General features: G+C 65.4%; 13 protein-coding genes. 2 read left to right on the plus strand and 11 right to left on the minus strand.

The annotated features are described in order from the left end of the window. Nucleotides 1–82 precede the first annotated feature (82 nt). Nucleotides 83–2,146: a polyphosphate kinase 1 gene (ppk1, locus tag HWX08_RS24350; RefSeq protein ID WP_107310447.1), complete on the plus strand. Its 2,064-nt coding sequence runs from the start codon at nt 83–85 to the stop codon at nt 2,144–2,146. A gap of 127 nt (nt 2,147–2,273) precedes the next feature. Here the strand turns inward: ppk1 and phoR are convergent, their stop codons facing one another. The 11 genes from phoR to HWX08_RS24405 form a co-directional block, all read right to left on the minus strand. Beyond that, nucleotides 2,274–3,593 (minus strand): phosphate regulon sensor histidine kinase PhoR, encoded by a 1,320-nt coding sequence (gene phoR, locus HWX08_RS24355; protein ID WP_174921328.1) that lies wholly within the window; start codon nt 3,591–3,593, stop codon nt 2,274–2,276. 57 nt (nt 3,594–3,650) lie between these two features. Further along, complete coding sequence (phoB, locus tag HWX08_RS24360; RefSeq protein WP_027787869.1) at nt 3,651–4,352, minus strand: phosphate regulon transcriptional regulator PhoB; 702 nt, start codon at nt 4,350–4,352, stop codon at nt 3,651–3,653. Between the two features lie 31 nt (nt 4,353–4,383). Further along, nucleotides 4,384–5,088 carry a phosphate signaling complex protein PhoU gene (gene phoU / locus HWX08_RS24365; RefSeq protein ID WP_039347650.1) on the minus strand — a complete coding sequence of 235 codons (705 nt, stop codon included), beginning with the start codon at nt 5,086–5,088 and terminating at the stop codon, nt 4,384–4,386. Nucleotides 5,089–5,106: 18 nt separating this feature from the next. Next, complete coding sequence (pstB, locus tag HWX08_RS24370) at nt 5,107–5,955, minus strand: phosphate ABC transporter ATP-binding protein PstB (RefSeq protein WP_107310450.1); 849 nt, start codon at nt 5,953–5,955, stop codon at nt 5,107–5,109. Nucleotides 5,956–5,970: 15 nt separating this feature from the next. Then, on the minus strand, nt 5,971–6,864 hold the full coding sequence (gene pstA, locus HWX08_RS24375; protein ID WP_069256307.1) for a phosphate ABC transporter permease PstA: 894 nt from the start codon (nt 6,862–6,864) through the stop codon (nt 5,971–5,973). Continuing rightward, nucleotides 6,861–7,847, minus strand: coding sequence for a phosphate ABC transporter permease PstC (gene pstC, locus HWX08_RS24380; RefSeq protein WP_069256306.1), 987 nt, complete (start codon nt 7,845–7,847; stop codon nt 6,861–6,863). Before pstC ends, pstA begins: the two co-directional genes overlap by 4 nt. Before the next feature lie 94 nt (nt 7,848–7,941). Next, complete coding sequence (gene pstS, locus HWX08_RS24385; protein WP_069256305.1) at nt 7,942–8,976, minus strand: phosphate ABC transporter substrate-binding protein PstS; 1,035 nt, start codon at nt 8,974–8,976, stop codon at nt 7,942–7,944. Between the two features lie 449 nt (nt 8,977–9,425). Beyond that, nucleotides 9,426–10,781, minus strand: a complete 1,356-nt coding sequence (glmM, locus tag HWX08_RS24390) for a phosphoglucosamine mutase (protein WP_174921329.1) — start codon at nt 10,779–10,781, stop codon at nt 9,426–9,428. Between the two features lie 28 nt (nt 10,782–10,809). Then, nucleotides 10,810–11,703, minus strand: coding sequence for a dihydropteroate synthase (gene folP, locus HWX08_RS24395; RefSeq protein WP_436406866.1), 894 nt, complete (start codon nt 11,701–11,703; stop codon nt 10,810–10,812). 76 nt (nt 11,704–11,779) lie between these two features. Further along, nucleotides 11,780–13,678, minus strand: coding sequence for an ATP-dependent zinc metalloprotease FtsH (gene ftsH, locus HWX08_RS24400; RefSeq protein WP_069256302.1), 1,899 nt, complete (start codon nt 13,676–13,678; stop codon nt 11,780–11,782). Nucleotides 13,679–13,844: 166 nt separating this feature from the next. After that, nucleotides 13,845–14,507, minus strand: coding sequence for an RlmE family RNA methyltransferase (locus HWX08_RS24405; RefSeq protein ID WP_069256301.1), 663 nt, complete (start codon nt 14,505–14,507; stop codon nt 13,845–13,847). Nucleotides 14,508–14,700: 193 nt separating this feature from the next. Here HWX08_RS24405 and HWX08_RS24410 point away from each other — a divergent pair, with 193 nt between their 5' ends. After that, a complete protein-coding gene (locus HWX08_RS24410) occupies nt 14,701–15,228 on the plus strand; it encodes a YhbY family RNA-binding protein (RefSeq protein ID WP_069256300.1) in 528 nt (175 codons plus the stop codon). The last annotated feature ends 23 nt before the right edge of the window (nt 15,229–15,251 follow it).

Genomic DNA, 15,251 nt, shown 5'->3' on the forward strand with positions numbered 1-15,251 from the left:
ATTGTCATCAGCACGTCATCGTACCGTGAGAGTTTCCGAGCGTCCTTTCGAATCATCGCCCGAATCCCCCCCTACTCTGCCGATGTCCGTCCGTTACCCGCTTCTCAATCGTGAGCTCGGCATCCTCGGTTTCAACGAGCGCGTGCTGGCCCAGGCGTCCGATCCGCAAGTCCCGCTGCTCGAACGCCTGCGCTTCATCTGCATCACCAGCAGCAACCTCGACGAATTCTTCGAAGTCCGGATGGCCGGCCTTCAGGAGCAGATCCGCGACAATCCCGGCGCACTGACGCCCGACGGCATGTCGTTACAACATGCTTACGATCTCGTCGTCGAACGCGCGCAGCGGCTCGTTCATCGACAGTACACGATGCTGCACGAAACCGTGCTGCCCGCGCTCGAACAGGAAGGCATCTACTTCCACGCGAGCGACTCGTGGAACGACGAGCAGCTCGAATGGGCGCGGCACTACTTTCTCGACGAGCTGCTGCCCGTGCTGACGCCGATCGGCCTCGATCCGGCCCACCCGTTCCCGCGCGTGCTGAACAAGAGCCTGAACTTCGTCGTCGAGCTCGAAGGCCGCGACGCATTCGGCCGCCAGGCCGTGATGGGCATCGTGCAGGCGCCGCGCGCGCTGCCGCGCGTCGTGCGCATGCCGCACGCGCTGTCGGGCTTCGAGCACGGCTTCGTGCTGCTGAGCTCGTTCATGCAGCGCTTCGTCGGCGAACTCTTCCCGCAACTCGTCGTGAAGAGCTGCAACCAGTTCCGCATCACGCGCAACAGCGAACTGTTCGTCGACGAAGACGAAATCACGAACCTGCGTGTTGCGCTGCAGGGCGAACTGCCGGCGCGCCACCTCGGCAACGCGGTGCGCCTCGAGGTGTCGGCCGACACGCCGCCGCACATCGTGCGACGCCTGCTCGTGGAAAGCGAACTCGGCGAGAAGGACTGCTATCGCGTGGCCGGATCGGTGAACCTCGTGCGGCTGATGCAGATTCCCGATCTCGTCGACCGCCCCGACCTGAAGTTCACGCCGTTCACCGCGTCGACCCCGGCCGCGATCGCGAACACGCCGACGATGTTCGACGCGATCGACAACGGCGACATCCTGCTGCACCACCCGTACGAGAGCTTCCAGCCGGTGCTCGAACTGCTGCAGCAGGCCGCGAAGGATCCGAGCGTCGTCGCGATCAAGCAGACGATCTACCGCACCGGCACCGATTCGCCGCTGATGGACGCGCTGATGGAAGCCGCGCGCAACGGCAAGGAAGTGACCGTCGTCGTCGAACTGCTCGCGCGCTTCGACGAGGAAACCAACATCAACTGGGCGTCGCAGCTCGAAGCCGTCGGCGCGCACGTCGTGTACGGCGTGGTCGGCCACAAGTGCCACGCGAAGATGATGCTGATCGTGCGGCGCGTCGTGCAGGGCGGCAACGCGTCGCTGCGCCGCTACGTTCACCTCGGCACCGGCAACTACCACCCGCGCACCGCGCGCCTCTATACCGACTTCGGGCTGATGACGGCCGACCAGAAGATCTGCGAGGACGTCCACCACGTGTTCCAGCAACTGACCGGCATCGGCGGCGAACTCACGCTGCACGAGCTGTGGCAATCGCCGTTCACGCTGCATCCGCGCATCATCGAAGCGATCCGCGCGGAAATCGACAACGCGCGGGCCGGCAAGCGCGCGCGTGTCGTCGCGAAGATGAACGCGCTGCTGGAGCCATCGGTGATCGCCGCGCTGTACGAAGCGTCGCAGGCCGGCGTCAAGGTCGACCTGATCGTGCGCGGCGTCTGCGCGCTGAAGCCGGGCGTGCCGGGGCTGTCGGAAAACATCACCGTGCGCTCGATCGTCGGCCGCTTCCTCGAGCACCACCGGATCTACTACTTCCACGCGAACGGCGCGGAGGACGTCTATCTGTCGAGCGCCGACTGGATGGACCGCAACCTGTTCCGCCGCGTCGAAGTCGCGTTCCCGATCCGCGATCGCAAGCTCAAGCGACGCGTGATCGCCGAAGGTCTGTCGGTGTGCCTCGGCGACAACCAGTCGGCGTGGCAGATGCAGAGCGACGGCCACTACCGCCGGCGCCGCACGGGCAAGACGATCCGCAACGCGCAACTCGGGTTGCTCGCGAAGTTCTGCTCGTGAGCCGGCCGCGCGGCGCGCGTCGCGCGCCGCACCGCCCAGGAAAAAGAGCAGCCCGCGGGCTGCTCTTTTCGATTGCGGAGCCGGCATGCCGCCGCTCGCCGAACGAGCGACGCAGGCCGCTGCGCGCTCAGGCCTCGAACGCGGCCGGCCGGATCGCGATGATACGCGAGCCCGGGAACCGGGCGGTGAACGTGCTGCCGCGCCCTTCCTCGCTCTGCACGTACAGGTGCGCGTCGTGCCGCTGCAGCACGTGCTTGACGATCGCGAGCCCGAGCCCCGTGCCGCCCGTATCGCGCGAGCGGCTGCGGTCGACGCGGTAGAAGCGTTCGGTGAGCCGCGGCAGATCGGCGGCCGGAATCCCGAAGCCGCTGTCCGTGACGGAAAACACGCCTTGCGCGCCTTCGCGCCGCCACGTCACGACGATCTTGCCGCCTTCCGGCGTATAGCGGATCGCATTGGTGACGAGGTTCGCGAACGCGCTGAACAGCTCCGTCTGCGCGCCGGTGACGCCGAGCGTCTCGTCGATCGAGAACGCGATGTCGTGATGCCCGTTCGACAGCGTCTGAGCGTCCTCCTTCAGATGGTCGAACACCGCGCGCATGTCGATCGCGCGATCGACCGGCGGCTTGCTCTCGCCCTCGAGCTTCGCGAGCACCAGCAGATCGGTGACGATGTGCCGCATCCGCGATGCCTGCTGCTCCATCATCTCGAGATAGCGCGCGCGGTCTTCCTCGTTCAGCGGCAGCTCGCGCATCGTCTCGAGGAAACCCGACAGCACGGTGAGCGGCGTTTTCAGCTCGTGCGATACGTTCGCGACGAAGTCGCGTCGCATCGCGTCGGTCCGCTCGAGCTCGGTGATGTCCTGCGTGAGCAGCAGCTTGCGGTTCTCGCCGTACGGAAACACCTGCACTTCGAGCACGTTCTGGCGAGAATCGCCCATCCCGCGCATCAAGAGCGTCTCGTCGTAATGCTGCGCATTCAGATAGCGGACGAACTCGGGATGGCGCACCAGGTTGGTGATGTGCTGGCGCAGGTCGCGCTTCGCGTCGAGGCCGAAGTGCACCTCGGCGATCGCGTTGCACCACTCGATCTGGTCGTGGTCGTCGAGCATCGCGACGCCGTTCGGCGACGCCTGGATCGCCTGGATGAAGCGCGAATGCTGCTGCTCGACCTGCCGCACCTGCGCGTGCCACTGCTTCGCGAGCTTGTGCAGGCGATAGTAGATCTCGCCCCAGATGCCCGGCGCGCTCGGCACCTCGCCGTAGACCGGCGCATCGAGCAGCCGCCACAGACGCTGCGTATGAAAGGTGCTGAAAAAACCCTGCGCGACCAGCATCACGACCAGGAACACGAGGCCCGAGATCGGGCCGGCGAACACGCCGACCAATACGCCGATCAGCACGAGCAGCACGAGCGACACCAGAAAGCGCGCCCAGATGATGTTCATGATTCAGCGCCCGAAAGAATGAACGGCACGCCGTGGCACACGGCATGCGTGAATACGTTACGCGTGCTTGGCGAGCCGGTAGCCGCTGCCGCGCACGGTCTCGATCATCGCATCGCAGCCGGCCGGTTTCAAGGCCGCGCGCAATCGTTTGATGTGCACGTCGACGGTGCGCTCCTCGACGAACACGTGATCGCCCCACACCTGGTCGAGCAGTTGCGTGCGGCTGTGCACGCGCTCCGGATGCGTCATGAAGAAATGCAGCAGGCGGAACTCGGTCGGGCCGAGATCGAGCTTGATCTCGCTGCCTTCCGCATGCGCGGCGACGCGATGCGTGGCCGGGTCGAGACGCAGCCCGTTGATCGACACGACGTCCTCGGTCAGCTGCGGCGCGCGGCGACGCAGCACGGCCTTGATTCGCGCCATCAGCTCCTTCGGCGAGAACGGCTTCGTCACGTAGTCGTCCGCGCCGATTTCGAGGCCGAGCACCTTGTCCTGCTCGTCACCGCGCGCAGTCAGCATGATGATCGGGATGTGCTTGGTCCGTTCGTTGTTGCGCAGGTCGCGCGCGAACGCGATACCGGACTTGCCCGGCAGCATCCAGTCGAGCAGCACGAGATCGGGCAGCACGTCGCTGATCAGGTTCTGCGCCTGTTCGGCGTTGTACGCGCGGATCGGGCAGTGACCGGCGTGCTGGAGATTCACCGAGATCAGTTCGGAAATCGCGGGCTCATCTTCAACGACGAGAATGTTGCTGGGCATCGGCACCTCTTTTTTTCCTGTACGGAGTCGATTAACTATTGGCTTCGCGATCGAGCGTGTCGCGCGGCTGGTGCCGCACGTCGGTGCCCTTCACGATGTAGATGATGAATTCGGCGATGTTCTTCGCGTGGTCGCCGATCCGCTCGATCGCCTTCGCGATGAACAGGTATTCGAGGCCGACCGAGATCGTGCGCGGATCTTCCTGCATGTACGACACGAGCTTGCGCACGAACGCACGGAATTCCTGGTCGATCTCCTTGTCGTCCTTGACGATCTGCGCGGCGGCCACCGTGTCGAGACGCGCGAACGCGTCGAGCGCGCGGCGCAGGATCGTCACGGCCATCTCGCCCGACACCTTGATCTCGGCGATGTTGACCGTGCGCGCGGCCGGTTCGTCGACCAGGCGGCGCACGCGCTTCGCGATCTTCTCGGCCTCGTCGCCCGCGCGCTCGAGGTTCGTAATCGTTTTCGAAATCGACATCAAAAGGCGCAGGTCGCGCGCGGCAGGCTGCCTCCGCGCGATGATGTTGCCGCACTCCTGGTCGATGTCGACTTCCATCGCGTTCAGCGTTTCTTCCGCCGTGATGACCTTCTCGGCCGCGTCGCGATCGAACTCGTTCAGCGCGTGCATCGCGCCGACGATCTGCGACTCGACGAGCCCGCCCATTTCCAGCACTTTCGACGACACGGCGTTCAGGTCCGCATCGAACTGGCTCGACAGATGTTTATCCGACATGGCTGTTGTTCTCCGTCATCAGCCGAAGCGGCCGGTGATGTAGTCTTCCGTTTCCTTGCGTACCGGCTTGATGAAGATCTTTTCGGTCTCGCCGAATTCGATCAGCTCGCCCAGGTACATGTAGGCCGTGAAATCCGAGCAGCGCGCGGCCTGCTGCATGTTGTGCGTGACGATCACGACCGTGTAGTCGCTCTTCAGCTCCGCGATCAGCTCTTCGATGCGCCCCGTCGAGATCGGGTCGAGCGCCGAGCACGGTTCGTCGAGCAGCAGCACTTCCGGACGAATCGCGATGCCGCGCGCGATGCACAGACGCTGCTGCTGGCCGCCCGAGAGGCCGTAGCCGCTCTGGCTCAGCTTGTCCTTCACTTCGTTCCACAGCGCGGCCTTCGTGAGCGCCCACTCGACGCGGTCGTCCATTTCCGAGCGCGTGAGCTTTTCGAACATCTTCACGCCGAACGCGATGTTGTCGTAGATCGACATCGGGAACGGGGTCGGCTTCTGGAACACCATGCCGATACGCGCGCGCAGCAGCGAGATGTCGCGCTTCGTCGTCAGCAGGTTCTCGCCGTCCATCAGGATCTCGCCTTCGGCGCGCTGCTCCGGATAGAGCGCGAACATCTTGTTGAACGTGCGCAGCAGCGTCGACTTGCCGCAGCCCGACGGGCCGATGAACGCCGTCACCTTCCCTTCGGGAATGCTCAGGTTGATGTTCTTCAGCGCGTGGAACTTGTTGTAGAAGAAGTTGAGGTTGTTGACCTCGATCTTCGCGTTCAGCGGCGCGAGCGGGCGGCCGTGCGCCGCGTCGTGCGTGCCGGCCGGCGCAGCGGTGCGCTCGACAGGATTCAGGTGGCTTTCTGCCATATTCATCGGATCGCTCCGCCGTTACTTTTTCGAGAAGATCGAGCGCGCCAGGACGTTGAGTCCGAGCACCCCGAGCGTAATCAGGAACACGCCCGCCCATGCGAGCGACTGCCATTCCGCGAACGGGCTCATCGCGAACTTGTAGATCGTGACGGGCAGGTTCGCCATCGGCTGGCTCATGTCCCACGAGAAGAACTGGTTCGACAGCGCGGTGAACAGCAGCGGCGCCGTTTCGCCGGCGATCCGCGCGACCGCGAGCAGGACGCCCGTCACGATCCCGCCGACCGACGCGCGCAGCGTGATCTTCAGCACCATGCGCCACTTCGGCGTGCCGAGCGCGAAGGCTGCTTCACGCAGCGCGTTCGGCACGAGCTTCAGCATGTTCTCGGTCGTGCGGATCACGATCGGAATCTGCAGCAACGCGAGCGCGATCACGCCGGCCCAGCCCGAGAAACGCCCGGACTTCGCGACGACGATCGCATACACGAACAGGCCGATCACGATCGACGGCGCGGACAGCAGGATGTCGTTGATGAAGCGGATCGTGCCCGCCAGCAGGTTCTTCTGGCCGTATTCGGCGAGATAGACGCCCGCGAGGATGCCGATCGGCGTGCCGACCAGCGTGCCGAAACCGCACAGCAGCAGGCTGCCGACGATCGCGTTCGCGAGACCGCCGCCTTCCGTGTTCGGTGCCGGCGTCGATTCCGTGAACAGTTGCAGCGACAGGCCGCTGACGCCGAGATGCACCGTCGTGTAGAGAATCCACACGAGCCACAGCAGGCCGAAGGCCATCGCGCCGAGCGACGCGGCCAGGGCGATCGCGTTGACGGCCTTGCGCTTGCGCTGCAGGCGGTTGCGCATCGCGTCGAGCACAGCGCCGTCCGGCCCCGGGAAATTCATGATGGGCTCGCTCATTTCTTGCCCTCTCCCTTCTCGAGACGAAGCAGCAGCAGTTTGGAGATGGACAGCACGATGAACGTGATCACGAACAGGATCAGGCCCAGCTCCATCAGCGCGGACGTATGCAGGCCCGGTTGCGCTTCCGCGAATTCGTTCGCCAGCGCCGACGTGATGCTGTTGCCCGGCGCGAACAGCGACACGCTGTCGAGCAGGTTCGTGTTGCCGATCACGAAGGTCACGGCCATCGTCTCGCCGAGCGCGCGGCCGAGGCCGAGCATCACGCCGCCGATCACGCCGGTCTTCGTATAGGGCAGCACGACCTTCCACATCACTTCCCAGGTCGTGCAGCCGATCCCGTATGCCGATTCCTTCAGCAGCACCGGCGTGACTTCGAACACGTCACGCATCACCGAGGCGATGTACGGGATGATCATGATCGCGAGAATCACGCCGGCGGCCAGGATGCCGATACCGATCGGCGGGCCGGCGGTGAGCGGGCCGAGAATCCACACGTCCTTGAACAGGTGGCCGAGCGGCTTCTGGAAATACTCCGCGAAGATCGGCGCGAACACGAGCAGGCCCCACATGCCGTACACGATCGACGGAATCGCGGCGAGCAGCTCGATCGCGATGCCGAGCGGGCGGCGCAGCCACACGGGCGACAGCTCAGTGAGGAACAGCGCGATGCCGAAGCTGACCGGCACCGCGATGACGAGCGCGATGATCGACGTCACGATCGTGCCGTAGATCGGCACGAGCGCGCCGTAGATGTCCGAGTTGGGATCCCACTCGGATTGAAACAGGAAGCCGAGGCCGAACTTCTGGATGGTCGGCATCGACGCAATGATCAGGGAAACGATGATCCCGCCGAGCAGCAGCAGGGTCACAATGGCGGCCAGCCGCGCAAGACCGCCGAATACGACATCCCCGAGGCGGCCCGGCGCGCGTTGCTGCGCAACGTCGGGGGACCGTGAGGACGTATAGGAAATATCAGACATGGGTGCCTGCTTTTGATTGCCGGGCGCCGTAACGCCCGGCTTTACCGCACACACTGCCCGACCGGCACGGCCGGGCAGCGAACCGCTGCAATGCTTACTCGGCGGCGACCGGCTTGCCCGATGCGTCCGTCACCTTGACCTTCCACTGCTTGCGGATTTCCGCTTCGACTGCCGGCGGCAGCGAGATGTAGTCGAGGCTGTCGGCTGCCTTCTCGCCGTTCTTGAACGCCCAGCTGAAGAACTTCAGCGTTTCGACGCCCTGCTCCGGCTTGTCCTGCTTCGCGTGCAGCAGCACGAACGTCGCGCCGACGACCGGCCATGCTTCCTTGCCCGGCTGGTTCGTCAGGATCTGATAGAACGACTTCGACCAGTTCGCGCCGGCGGCAGCGGCCTTGAACGTTTCCGTCTTCGGCTCGACCACCGTGCCCGTCGAGTTCTTCAGGGCCGTGTAGACCATGTTGTTCTTCTTCGCGTACGCCCATTCGACGTAGCCGACTGCGCCCGGCAGACGCTGCACGAATGCCGCGACGCCGTCGTTGCCCTTGCCGCCCGTGCCCGTCGGCCAGTTGACCGTCGTGCCTTCGCCGACCTTCGACTTCCACTCGTCGTTGACCTTCGACAGATAGTTCGTCCAGATGAAGCTCGTGCCCGAACCGTCGGCGCGGCGCACCACGGCGATGTCCGTATCCGGCAGCTTGACCTTCGGGTTCAGCGCGGCGATCGCCGGGTCGTTCCACTTCTTGATCTTGCCGAGGTAGATGTCGCCGAGCACCGGGCCCGACAGCGTCAGTTCGCCCGGCTTCACGCCCGGCACGTTGACGACCGGCACCACGCCGCCGACCACCGTCGGGAACTGGAACAGGCCTTCCTTCGCGAGTTCGTCATCCTTCAGCGGAGCGTCCGAACCGGCGAAATCGACCGTCTTCGCGACGATCTGCTTCAGGCCGCCCGACGAACCGATGCCTTGATAGTTGACCTTCGCGCCGCCGGACTGCTGGTAGTCGGCAGCCCATTTCGTGTAGATCGGCATGGCGAACGTGCTGCCTGCGCCCGTGATGTCGGCAGCGTGAGCGGCGACGGCGAAAAGCGCGCCAGCCAGGCCGGCAATCGCGGTTTGCATCAATTTCATGAGACCTCCAGTGTGTGAGCGGATGACTACGGCACCGCGAAGGTTAGGGGCTCCTCATGACGGTAATGTGACAATCGATGAAACTGGCGTGACAGTAACATGACTGGTTGAAAGGGAGTATCGGGTGCGGCGGATGTGGTGTCCTGACGGCGCCGGAACAGCGGGGGCGGCACGAACGTCCTGCCTGGAAGGGTCGGGGCGACTGCCCGTTCACATGGGTGCGGGCGGATCCTGGCCCAGTGTCAGCGCTGCGGATCGCCACCGCTGGAATCGGCTCGACATTCGGGGTCGGATGATTTAACGAGTCCTGAACCGAACGGTCGAAGACCGCTTCTTAGATATCGCAAACCTTTGCGCCTGACGAAATCGCGGCGCCGCGAAGGCGCCGCATGCCGGTTCATCCGGGCACCGGCGTGCAGGCGTTCGACCGCCCCGCGCCGGCTCGCGCGTCAGGCCGTCGCCGCGCGCACCGCGTCGGCGATCGCCTCCGCATGGCGGACCGCGTCCGTCGCCTGCTGCGCTTCGACCATCACGCGCAGCACGGGCTCCGTGCCCGACGCGCGGATCAGCACGCGGCCGCTGCCGGCGAGTGCGGCTTCGGCCGCATCGATCGCGGCGCGAATCGACGCGCTGCCCTTCCAGTCGGCACCCGGCTTCATCCGCACGTTGATCAGCTTCTGCGGGAACAGCGTGACGCCGTCGAGCATCTGCGCGAGGGTCCGGCCGCTGCGCTTGAGCGCGGCCAGCACGAGCAGCGCCGACACGATGCCGTCGCCGGTCGAGTGCCGGTCGAGCGACAGGATGTGCCCCGAGCCCTCCGCGCCGAGCTGCCAGCCATGCTCGCGCAACTGTTCGAGCACGTAGCGGTCGCCGACCGCCGCACGGACGAACTTCACGCCCTCGCGCTGCAGCGCGACTTCGACGGCGAGGTTCGTCATCAGCGTGCCGACCGCGCCGTCGACCTTGCCGTCGGTCGCGATCCGGTCCTTCACGAGCACGTAGAGCAGCTCGTCGCCGTTGTACAGGCGACCGGTTGCGTCGACGACCTGCAGGCGGTCCGCATCGCCGTCGAGCGCGATGCCGAGATCGGCATGGTTCGCGCGCACCGCGCGCACCAGCGCGTCCGGCGCGGTCGCGCCGACCCCGTCGTTGATGTTGAAGCCGTTCGGCGCGACACCGATCGGAATGACGTCCGCGCCGAGTTCGTGGAACACGTGCGGCGCGATCTGGTACGCGGCGCCGTGCGCGCAGTCGACCACGAGCTTCAGCCCGCGCAGGTCGAACGCGGCCGGGAACGTGCTCTTGCAGAACTCGATGTAGCGGCCGGCCGCGTCGTCGAGGCGGCGCGCCTTGCCGAGACCGTCGGACGACGCGCATTCGAGCGGCTTGTCGAGCCACGCTTCGATCGCGGCCTCGGTGTCGTCCGGCAGCTTGTTGCCGTCGGCGGAGAAGAACTTGATCCCGTTGTCGTGATACGGGTTGTGCGACGCGCTGATCACGACGCCCGCCGACAGGCGCAATGCGCGCGTCAGGTACGCGACGCCCGGCGTCGGCATCGGGCCGGCCAGCATCACGTCGACACCGGCCGCCGAGAAACCGGCCTCAAGCGCGGCCTCGAGCATGTAGCCCGACACGCGCGTGTCCTTGCCGATCAGCACGGTCGGGCGCGAGCCTGCCGCGACGTCGGCCGAGCTGGCCAGTACCTTGCCGGCCGCATAGCCGAGACGCAACACGAAATCCGGCGTGATGGGCGCCTCGCCCACCGTGCCGCGAATGCCGTCCGTGCCGAAATATCGACGTCCCATGGTGAACCTTCCTCCTTCGTCTTCTGACTTATCGTTGCCGCGCGGCTTCGCGCACGGCATTCCAGATTTTCAGCGCATCGACCGTCGCCGCGACGTCGTGCACGCGCACGATCGCCGCGCCGCGCTCGACCGCGCACAATGCGGCCGCCACGCTCGCCGCGACGCGCTCCATCGGCGGCTTGCCGCCGATCACCGCGCCGAGCATCGACTTGCGCGACATGCCCGCGAGTATCGGATACGCGCGCCCGTCGGGCCGCGCGGGCGCCGTGTCCGGCAACGCGGCCAGCAGCGCATAGTTGTCGTCGACGACCGCCTTGCCGAACCCGAAGCCGGGATCGACGCAGATCCGCTCGGCCGCCACCCCCGCTTCGCGCAGCGCCTGCGCGCGCGCGGCGAGGAAATCGCGTACGTCGGTCACGACGTCGCCGTAATCGGGTTCGCCGACCTGCATCGTCTGCGGTTCGCCGAGCATGTGCATCGCGCACAGCCCGCAGTTGCCGTCGCGCACCGCGTCGATCGCGCCCGGCTGGCGGAACCCCCAGATGTCGTTGATCAGGTCGGCGCCTGCGGCGAGCGCCGCGCGCATTACGGCCGGCTTGTAAGTGTCGATCGACAGCGGCACGTTCAGCGGCCGCAGCGCCTCGACGAGCGGGATCACGCGCGCAAGCTCCTCGTCGAGCGGCACGGGCGGCGCGCCGGGGCGCGTCGATTCGCCGCCGATATCGAGGAGGTCGACGCCTTCGGCAATCATCCGCTCGGCCTGGCGCAGCGCGTCGTCGCGCGCGAGGAAGCGGCCGCCGTCGGAGAACGAATCGGGCGTAGCGTTGAGGATGCCCATCACGAGCGGGCGTTCGAACGTCAGTTCGAAGCGGCCGCACTGGAGCGGCGCGGGAAGGAGCGGGGAAACTGAGGAATCGGACACGAGCAACTGGCGTGAATGAATGCAAAACGGGCCGGTGTGAAGCCACACCAGCCCGTGAACGGCGTTAAAGCGGAGATTATGCCGCCGGCGAAGCCGGCGCCGGCGCGCTGCCGGGCTTCACCTCGGCGCTGGTGCCGCCACCCGACGAATCGCCGCCGACTGCCGGCGAGCTCTTCGGGGAGCGCGGCGGACGGCCTTCCATGATGTCGTTGATCTGATCGGCATCGATCGTCTCCCACTCCATCAGCGCGGCCGTCATCGCTTCGACCTTGTCGCGGTTCTCTTCGAGCAGGCGGCGTGCAAGGCCGTATTGCTCGTCGAGCACGCGGCGGATTTCCGAATCGACCTTCTGCTGCGTCGCTTCCGAAATCGTGCGCGTGAAGCCACGGCCGAACGGCGACGCATCGTTCTCGTCGTCGACGTAGACCATCGGCCCGAGCGCGTCGGTCATGCCGAAGCGGGCCACCATCGCACGCGCCGTCTGCGTTGCCTTGTTGAAGTCGTCCGATGCGCCGGTGCTGATGAGATTCAGGAACAGCTCTTCCGCCACCCGGCCGCCGAACAGGATCGCGAGGCGATCCATCAGGTAGTCCTTCGAGTACGTCTCGTTGTCATGCTCCGGCAGCTGCCACGTGACACCCAGCGCGCGACCGCGCGGAATGATCGTGACCTTGTGCACCGGGTCGGCCTTCGGCAACAGCTTCGCGATCACCGCATGGCCCGACTCGTGATACGCGGTCGCACGCTTCGCTTCCTCGCGGATCACGGCCGACTTGCGCTCCGGACCCATGAAGATCTTGTCCTTCGCGTCTTCGAAATCCTGCATCTCGACGATGCGCTTGCCGCGACGGGCGGCGAACAGCGCAGCCTCGTTCACGAGGTTCGCGAGATCGGCGCCCGAGAAGCCCGGCGTGCCGCGCGCGATGACGGCCGCGTCGACGTCGTTCGCGATCGGCACCTTGCGCAGATGCACGCGCATGATCTGTTCGCGACCGCGGATATCCGGCAGACCGACGTAGACCTGGCGATCGAAACGGCCCGGACGCAGCAGCGCCTTGTCGAGCACGTCGGAACGGTTGGTGGCGGCGATCACGATCACGCCCGAGTTCGCTTCGAAGCCGTCCATCTCGACGAGCATCTGGTTCAGCGTCTGCTCGCGCTCGTCGTTACCGCCGCCCATGCCGGCGCCGCGATGACGGCCGACCGCGTCGATTTCGTCGATGAACACGATGCACGGCGCGTGCTTCTTCGCCTGCTCGAACATGTCGCGCACACGGGCCGCGCCGACGCCGACGAACATTTCGACGAAGTCCGAACCCGAGATGCTGAAGAACGGCACCTTCGCTTCACCCGCGATCGCGCGGGCCAGCAGCGTCTTGCCGGTACCCGGGGGGCCGACGAGCAGCACGCCGCGTGGAATGCGGCCGCCCAGCTTCTGGAATTTCTGCGGGTCGCGCAGGAAGTCGACGAGCTCGGACACTTCTTCCTTCGCTTCGTCACAGCCCGCGACGTCGGAGAAGTTCACCGCGTTGTTGTTCTCGTCGATCAGCCGCGCGCGCGATTTCCCGAACGAGAATGCGCCGCCTTTGCCGCCCCCCTGCATCTGCCTCATCATGTAGAACCAGAACACGATGATCAGGATCGTCGGCCCGAGGTAGTACAGCGCGGACATCAGCGCGTTCGGTTCGTCGTCGGCCTTGCCGCTGACCTGCACGCCGTACTTCATCAGATCGCCGACCATCCAGATGTCGCCGGGCGACACGATCTGGTATTTCTGGCCATCAGCCGGAGTGACGGTGAGGTTGCGCCCCTGAACGATGACGTTCTTGACCTTGCCGTTCTTGGCGTCGTCCATGAACTGCGAATAGGACACGCCTTCCTGGACGCGGGGCTTGTCGAACTGCTTGAACACCGTAAACAGCACCAGTGCAATCACCAGCCACACTGCTGCCTTCGAAAACATATTGTTGTTCAAAGCACCACTCCTTCACTCGTAGACGAGCGCCTACATTTTCCTTGCGGCGCCCCTCGGTCATTCTAATCCAGTCCGACCACCCTCGCCATAAGCATTGACAACCGCCGCGATAGCGCTTCGCTTGTCTGGCAAGGGCCGGAGCCGTTTGCGGCACCCCCGCCGCGCATTAGCGCGGGCGTTTCAGATGCCGACCCAAAATGAACGTTTCGGACGATTTGTCGCGGGACGCCTTCGGCTTGCGCGGCGCGACGGTCTTAAACTGCTGTTTGAATTTCTCGACGATCTGGCTGTAGCCGCTGCCGTGAAAACACTTCACGAGCAGCGCTCCGTCCGGTTTCAGATGATTCTGCGCGAATTCGAGCGCCAGATCGCACAGATGCTCGATGCGCGCCGCGTCCGCCGAGGCCACGCCGGAGAGGTTGGGGGCCATGTCGGAAATAACAAGGTCCACCGCACGCCCTTCCAGCACTTCTTCGAGCTGATGAAGGACGTCGTCCTCGCGGAAGTCGCCCTGCAGGAAATGGACGTCGGCGATCGGCTCCATCGGCAGGATGTCGAGCGCAACGATCGTGCCGTCGATACCGCCCTCGCGTTCCGCATCGCGCTTCCTGCCCTGCGCGAGCTTGTTGCGGGCATACTGGCTCCAGCTGCCCGGCGTTGCGCCGAGGTCGACGATCACCTGGCCCGGACGGATCAGCTTGTCCTGCTCGTCGATTTCCTTCAGCTTGTACGCGGCACGCGCGCGATAGCCCTCCCGCTGCGCCATTTTGACGTACGGATCGTTGATGTGGTCGTGCAGCCAGTGCTGGTTGAAGCGGTTTTTTGCCATTCGAAAGAGAGATTGCTGCCAATTGCTTCGTGAAGCCGCGCTTTTAGCGGATAATACGCGTCTTCTTCGCGCGGCTGAGGCCCCTTTTCAGGCCCAAGCCGCGATTTTACGTGGTTTCGGCGCACGGCTGACGCGGCAACGTCCCGCGAACGCTTTTCAGTCAGCGCGCCCTTATTAAGATTTCGACATTTCCATGCCCGCCCTTTCGCTTTCTCCCGCCGAGCGCTCCGCGCTGCGCTCCCAGGCCCATGCGCTCAAGCCCGTCGTGCTGATCGGCGCCGAAGGGCTGACCGACGCCGTGCTGAAGGAAATCAAGGTCCACCTGGCCGCGCACCAGCTGATCAAGATCCGCGTGTTCGGCGACGAGCGCGACGCGCGCGTCGCGATCTACGACGAGATCTGCGATCGCCTGAGCGCGGCGCCGATCCAGCACATCGGCAAGCTGCTGGTGATCTGGAAGCCCGAAGCCGCCGCAGCGGCACCCGCCCGCGGCCGTCGCGCCGGCGCGCTGCCGAGCGCGGCCGAAGCCGCCGACGACAAGAAAGGCCGTGCACCGCGCACCGTCAAGGTCGTCAAGGTGTCGCCGAACGCGAGCCCCGTGCGTCGCCCGAAGCCGACGAAGGTCGTCGTGCGCGGCAACGAGCGCGTGACGGCAGGCGGCAACGTGAAGCGCGCCAAGAAGCGCCAGGCCAGCACGAAGCGTCCGTTCCAGGACAAGTAAGCATCGGGGCGGCGCGCACGATC

This window comes from Burkholderia metallica, from assembly GCF_902832845.1.
In the GTDB taxonomy this organism is placed as follows: Bacteria; Pseudomonadota; Gammaproteobacteria; order Burkholderiales; family Burkholderiaceae; genus Burkholderia; species Burkholderia metallica.

What these genes read in the sequence shown, in the direction of transcription:
- ppk1 (WP_107310447.1), top strand. Translation starts at nt 83, where the DNA reads ATGTCCGTCCGTTACCCGCTTCTCAATCGTGAGCTCGGCATCCTCGGT.
- phoR (WP_174921328.1), bottom strand. Translation starts at nt 3,593, where the DNA reads ATGAACATCATCTGGGCGCGCTTTCTGGTGTCGCTCGTGCTGCTCGTG.
- phoB (WP_027787869.1), bottom strand. Translation starts at nt 4,352, where the DNA reads ATGCCCAGCAACATTCTCGTCGTTGAAGATGAGCCCGCGATTTCCGAA.
- phoU (WP_039347650.1), bottom strand. Translation starts at nt 5,088, where the DNA reads ATGTCGGATAAACATCTGTCGAGCCAGTTCGATGCGGACCTGAACGCC.
- pstB (WP_107310450.1), bottom strand. Translation starts at nt 5,955, where the DNA reads ATGAATATGGCAGAAAGCCACCTGAATCCTGTCGAGCGCACCGCTGCG.
- pstA (WP_069256307.1), bottom strand. Translation starts at nt 6,864, where the DNA reads ATGAGCGAGCCCATCATGAATTTCCCGGGGCCGGACGGCGCTGTGCTC.
- pstC (WP_069256306.1), bottom strand. Translation starts at nt 7,847, where the DNA reads ATGTCTGATATTTCCTATACGTCCTCACGGTCCCCCGACGTTGCGCAG.
- pstS (WP_069256305.1), bottom strand. Translation starts at nt 8,976, where the DNA reads ATGAAATTGATGCAAACCGCGATTGCCGGCCTGGCTGGCGCGCTTTTC.
- glmM (WP_174921329.1), bottom strand. Translation starts at nt 10,781, where the DNA reads ATGGGACGTCGATATTTCGGCACGGACGGCATTCGCGGCACGGTGGGC.
- HWX08_RS24405 (WP_069256301.1), bottom strand. Translation starts at nt 14,507, where the DNA reads ATGGCAAAAAACCGCTTCAACCAGCACTGGCTGCACGACCACATCAAC.
- HWX08_RS24410 (WP_069256300.1), top strand. Translation starts at nt 14,701, where the DNA reads ATGCCCGCCCTTTCGCTTTCTCCCGCCGAGCGCTCCGCGCTGCGCTCC.